Genomic DNA, 6,091 nt, shown 5'->3' with positions numbered 1-6,091 from the left:
ATTTTAGACCATTGGTTGATTCAATTTCCAGCAATGACTAACTTCGTCAGGTCGGCAAGCGGGTATACTTTTTGTGCGATAGTGTTCAACAGCGCGAGTCGATTGGATTGGATAGCAGCGTCTTCCGCCATGACCATCACATCATCGAAGAACTGATCTATTGCGGGCTGGAGCTCGCCAAGCTGGGTAAGCAGCTCCTCATAGTCACGCTTTTGAACGGATCGGCTTAACTCCGCTTCTGCGGCCTCCACAACTTTTTCTAACTGCTTTTCGGCTTCGTCGTGAAAAAGGTCGGACTGGATTTCTGTTGGTGGTTGGTCCGGCAAAATTCTCAGAACACGGTTCAGTGCTGGATATACCCTGTCAAAGTCCGGTTGTTCACGGAAAGTTTTGAGGACCGCTGCTCGTTCTAGAATATCAATCACATCCACCTCGTCTGTCGCAAGGACTGCATCAATAAGGTCTGGTGCATAGTTAAAGTCTGGCATGTAACTCTGTCCAGCCAGAAGTACTTCCATTCGACCTTTGATAAAATCGAGTACAGCGGTCTTTGTATCTTCGACGAAATCCACCCGATATAGTTCAACCGCCTTCTCAATGACAGAAGTCAGTGCAAGGCGGTGGTTGCGCTCGTGGAGGATGCGTATTGTTCCGATTGCATGTCGTCTGAGTGAATACGGATCTTGGGAACCTGTGGGTCGCTCATTAATACCGAAGTACCCAACAATGGTGTCAATTTTGTCCGCGAGTGCAACGATTATCCCTATGTCGGTGCGCGGGATAGGTGCATCAGCAGCAATAGGCTGATAGTGTTCCTCAATCGCCGACGCAACTGCAGCGGGTTCACCGGAATTTTCGGCGTAATATTTCCCTATAATCCCTTGCAGGGATGGAAATTCAATCACCATCTGCGTCGTCAGGTCCGCTTTACAAAGCGATGCCGCTCGAATGATGTAACCCTTGATGTTCTCATCAACGCCAATCTCCTCTGCGATGAATGTAGCAAGCTCCTTCAATCGGGTGATTTTGTCGTGCAGTGAGCCGAGTTTCACCTGAAAAACAACGTTGTGTAGTCGGTCCACTTTATCTTCAAGCGACGTTTTCTGATCTTCGTTATAGAAGAACGCTGCATCGTTGAGTCGGGCATGTAAGACCCGCTCGTTGCCGTGGCGAACGCCATCAAAGTTGGCGTCTGTCCCGTTGGAGATTGTTATGAACTTTGCGGCTAGCTTTCCATCAGACTGCCACATCGGAAAGTAACGCTGTTGTGTCTTCATAGGGGTGATCAAGACTTCGGTCGGCAAAGAGAGATGAGATTCACTAAAACTACCCATAATCGCTTGGGGATTTTCGACAAGGAAATTGACGGTGTTTAGCAACTCTGGATCGATCGTGGTCGAACACCCTTCGGCTTTAAGAGTCTCCGTAACTTGGCTTTCAATCTCCTTTCGTCGCTCCTCCGGATCAACCAACACATTGACTGCCCGTAAACTCTCTATATAGCCATCAAGCGAAGCAGAGGAGAGTTGAACCGGTTCCGGATTCAACGAGCGATGACCGAACGTCTGCCTGCCCGAACACAAAGTGTCCAGTTGGAAATCAACCACCCCATTCCCCAGCAGAGCAACCAGCCATCGTATAGGACGCGCAAATCGTAGATTATCCCAGCGCATCGTCTTGGGAAAATTCAGCGATTGGATCCATTCAGGAACCTCTGTTTTGAGAAAATCGTGGGCGGATTGCCCCTTTTCGAGTTTATCTGCAGCGACATATTCTCCCCGCTCTGTTTCAACGATTTTTAGATCTTCGACGTTGACCCCTTGCGTCTTTGCGAAACCGATCGCCGCTTTGGTGGGATTCGCATCCCCATCGTAGGCGACGCGTTTCGGGGGACCGACGACCTCAGTGACCTGATCCGGTTGTAGGGTTGTGAGTCCCTTGATCCATAAGGTTAGGCGTCGCGGGGTTCCCAGCGTCCGGATATCTTCAAACGGAAGCCGCTCCTCTGTAAGCGATTGGGCGGCAACCTCCCGAAGCTGATCCAAGACCGGTGGGATATAGCCCGCGGGGATCTCTTCTGTTCCAATCTCTAGGAGAAAATCCGCAGATGTTTCGCTTTCTGTTTGTCCTTCAGCCTGTTCCTGAGGCGCTGACCGGGTGTCCCAAACCTTTTCTTCAGTCACCTCTCGCTCTGTCTTGGGTTTCCAACGATCCAACAGCGGATGCCCTATTTCTTCACGTTGCGCGACATAACCCCGTGCTGTCCGTTGCGCGAGGCGGCGGACACGCTCGATGTAGCCTACGCGTTCCGTTACGCTGATGACGCCGCGGGCGTCAAGGACGTTGAAGGTATGCGAACACTTTAGGACATAATCCGTTGCCGGCAGGATTAAATCGGCTTTTAAGCAGGCTAACGCCTCTTTCTCATAGGCGTCAAAGAGGTCAAATAGCGTCTCAACGTCTGCACTCTCGAAATGGTATTTGGAGAATTCCACTTCGCTCTGGTGATATACGTCCCCATAGACAAGCTGATCATTCCATTTGATGTCAAAGAAACTGCCGACATCTTGTAGATAGAGCGCGATGCGTTCAAGCCCATATGTCAATTCAGCGCAGATCGGATCCAACTCAATACTTCCCATCTGTTGGAAGTAGGTGAATTGTGTTACTTCAGCACCGTTCCACCAGACCTCCCAACCGAGTCCAGATCCTCCTAGCGTCGGTGCCTCCCAATCGTCCTCAACGAAACGGAAGTCATTTTGGCGGGAGTCAATTCCGAGATGCCGTAAACTCTCAAGATAGAGCGGCAGCACATCTGTCGGTGCGGGTTTAAGAATCACCTGATATTGGTAGTACGCCCCAAGCCGAAACGGATTTTCGCCGTACCGACCGTCGGCGGGGCGACGTGAGGGTTCGACGTAAGCGACCTGCCACGGCTCTGGTCCGAGGCAGCGTAGGAAGGTGGCGGGATTGAATGTTCCTGCGCCGACCTCCACATCAGTTGGTTGCTGGATGGTGCAGCCGTAATCCGCCCAAAATCTCTCCAAAGCGAGTATTATTTCTTGAAAAGTCATTCTTTATGATTCCTTATAAAATTGTTTGTTTAAGATTAGGCCTTACGCACTTCAGTTCTAAGAACAGATAGGGACGCAGATTTCGTTGATTGTCGCAGATAAAAAGAGAAAAATCGGTATCGCTATTTACACCCCACCCCCGTACAATTCACAGGTTTGGCAGGGCACTGACAGGTAAAAAAAATATTTTCAATGCCCTATACGGGTACTCATAATTGGCGGGTGTGCCAAGAATCCCGATGGCCTCTACACTTCAGCGGTTTTACAGATGTGCCCTATGCTAAAGCGGTTGCCTGTGAACGGTTTGCTGCCCTGCCATATTAGCTCGATTTATGAGCAAGATTCCACTGAAGGTTTGCTGACCTGTCAAACCAGTATTGATTTATGAACAAATTTCCTGATAAATGTCAATACGCACTAGCAAATTGGGTTAAAGTAATGTAAGGTTGGAAGATTGGAGGTAGCTTCCTGCCATTCTTCCCGTTTTTGGTTCACTATATTATAACCTATTTTTTGACCGTGTGCGTAAGTTCTATTGATATTATACATCATCAAGTCAACCCCAACTTTTCAGCGACTTGCTGCACAGAAGCGGTTTTACCACCAATTTTCACAGTGTTAAGGGAGTCCTGAAGCTCTTCGGCGAAGTCACCGCGCAATTCCAGTCCTTCATCGGGGTCGTCCATCATTTCTGACAGCGTTTGTATGACAACTACCCGAATAGGGTCTCTAAACTCATCAATCGTTAAATCTGTCACTTTTGAAGGTGTTATTCTGAGTCATCAGCTTGCTGTCAGTCTGTCGAAGGCAGGCGTAAGGAACGTTTCCCCTTGGGTTATTGGTGTTCGATAATTGCGGCGATTGCCGCGGTAATCTCTTGCCTAAGTGTTGCGCTGAGTCTGCCTCGCCTGCTAATAAAGCGTTTCACATCCACCCCCCGGATTTGCAGTGTGTCAACGGCTGAAATTTTTGTTAGACCGTTCATACCACTAGGCTCGATACGAACATGCCAGATGTTTCTCAAAAATCGGTCTTGCCAACCGGTGATTGGGGAGACCAACTTAATAGGTAGATGTCCCACGCCATCGGAATTGATAACTACAGCAGGACGGATTTTCTGAATCTCTGAGCCAATCGTCGGATCGAAGTTTAAATCCCAAACCTCTCCCCGACGCGGATTAGGTGGATTTGTATTCGACAAGGTCTTCCCCTTCGAGTTCGTGCCATTCAGGATCGTTTTGGTAGTATTCGACCATCCGCTTGGCCTGTTCTCTCAGTAGGCTGCGTCTCGAATCTGTTGGTAGTTCCAAGAAAGCACGACGCTCAATAAGGGATTGAGGTGAAGGAATTTCTAGGGTAGCATTAAGCAATTGGTCAGCTTCCCGCGCTTCTATTACTCCTTCGGAAAGCGCACGAAACACTTGCTGATGAAACCGCTCTGGTTTTTCGGAAGGTATCTCAATCGGTTCTCGTTTTTTCCAACCCAATTTGTTAATGTCCATGCACCATCGCTTATAGTGGGAGGTGGTAATAATTTGCAAATCCCTCAACCGAAACAGAATTGCTTGAATACTCATTCCGTAACGCCGCTTGAGGTACAAGAGTTCCTCTAGTTGAATATGGCTTCGCTTATCACCAACTTCCCGGCGCAAGTGCTCCGCCGGCGCGAGGAAAGCAGCACCGAATCGGAAAGCAGCTTTTTCTGCATTAATACCTTCACCCAATTTTAGGATCAGATGCCCAAGTTCGTGCACCATGTTGAGTCGATGCCGGTCCCCCGGTGCGCCTCGGCGCGTTGCGACTGCTGCCGCCAGCACATTTTTGTCATTATCTCGCACCACAGCAGAGATGCCATCAAAGGTTTCAATGGCATCAACCTCAATAATGTGGATGAAGTGATCTTCAAGCACACCCACAAGGTTTGCAATCGGGTCAATGCCAAGTTCCCACTGCTGGCGAAGCGCGAGGGCGGCACCTTCGGCGTCGTCCAGTTTGTGGACAGGGAAACCTTGAATCGGGAGTTCGAGGCTGCTCCGTTCACCCATTCGCTCCAGTAGCGCGATCCGTTTCTCTAACACTTCAGCGACAAAACCTTGTAACTGTTCTTGTTCTTTTTTACTCAAACGAGTGCGCTTTCGATAAGCAACCCATTCAATATGACAAGCTGGTTCCCCCCACAATTGAGCGGATTTAACCCCCAATGCAGCAGCAATTCGATTGAGTGTCGTCACCTTTGGTTGCATCTTCCCGCGTTCATATTTTGATAGTGCTTGCTTGCTAACCAGTCCATCAATAGCAGCCTCTAGGTCGTCAAGAGACATACCACGAGCAAGCCTAAATCTTTTCAATCGTTCTCCTAGCATGATCGCAGTATCGCTTTGTTCAGTTGCAAGCTCTTCTTTTTCAATGTTCATTGAAGACGATCTTTTGCGTGTCGAGGGCTTCAGGATTTTACCGGAAGCAGCCATCACTCCAATTGTTGTGTCTTTGTAGTACTCTAGGGCCACTCCAGTGGCTTTGGCATCCACTCCAACTACGTAGACGGGACCTCTGTACCCTCGAAGCTGCCGAGCAGCATCTGTAATAGTGTCGGCTGTTTTCACCTCAATGATTTGATGAGGCGTTTTGATATCTGGACCTGGTCCCTGATTATAAGAAACGCCTTTCTGAGCCGCGATAAATTTGGCAGTTTCGTCATGTTTGGTTGACATTGTTTTGTCCTCATATGGATTCAATGAAGAATTGGGTTTACAAACAGCCCTTAAACCTGCCTAATTATGAATCAAACGAATTAATTTTTCAAGGGAAAAAATCTAAGGAGAGGAGGGATTTCTTGCACAGTCAAAGTGGGAAAAGGAGGAAGATGCTAGAGAGGCATTAGGCGACTATTGAATTGATATAATGGACCCCAATATTCGGGCCATGAGTTAAGTAAGCAATTTGGTCTAACTCCCCCGTATAAATGGAGGATTGCACATGTCAACCAAACGGATTCGTCATACAGCGCAATTCAAGTT

4 protein-coding genes are annotated in these 6,091 nt (G+C 48.5%); all 4 read right to left on the bottom strand.

The features are described from left to right. Positions 1–20 precede the first annotated feature (20 nt). A complete protein-coding gene (glyS, locus tag J4G02_20090; protein ID MCE2396827.1) occupies positions 21–3,074 on the bottom strand; it encodes a glycine--tRNA ligase subunit beta in 3,054 nt (1,017 codons plus the stop codon). A gap of 551 nt (positions 3,075–3,625) precedes the next feature. After that, positions 3,626–3,832 (bottom strand): hypothetical protein, encoded by a 207-nt coding sequence (locus tag J4G02_20085; GenBank protein ID MCE2396826.1) that lies wholly within the window; start codon positions 3,830–3,832, stop codon positions 3,626–3,628. Between the two features lie 77 nt (positions 3,833–3,909). Next, positions 3,910–4,275 carry a type II toxin-antitoxin system PemK/MazF family toxin gene (locus J4G02_20080; protein ID MCE2396825.1) on the bottom strand — a complete coding sequence of 122 codons (366 nt, stop codon included), beginning with the start codon at positions 4,273–4,275 and terminating at the stop codon, positions 3,910–3,912. Beyond that, positions 4,253–5,785, bottom strand: coding sequence for a helix-turn-helix domain-containing protein (locus tag J4G02_20075; protein ID MCE2396824.1), 1,533 nt, complete (start codon positions 5,783–5,785; stop codon positions 4,253–4,255). The genes J4G02_20080 and J4G02_20075 overlap by 23 nt, the downstream gene beginning before the upstream one ends. Positions 5,786–6,091 lie beyond the last annotated feature (306 nt).

The organism is Candidatus Poribacteria bacterium (assembly GCA_021295755.1).
Classification (GTDB): domain Bacteria; phylum Poribacteria; class WGA-4E; order WGA-4E; family PCPOR2b; genus PCPOR2b.
Note: the sequence above shows the minus strand (reverse complement) of the source record. Positions and strands in the feature narration are given on the sequence as shown.

What these genes read in the sequence shown, in the direction of transcription:
- glyS (MCE2396827.1), bottom strand. Translation starts at nt 3,074, where the DNA reads ATGACTTTTCAAGAAATAATACTCGCTTTGGAGAGATTTTGGGCGGAT.
- J4G02_20075 (MCE2396824.1), bottom strand. Translation starts at nt 5,785, where the DNA reads ATGTCAACCAAACATGACGAAACTGCCAAATTTATCGCGGCTCAGAAA.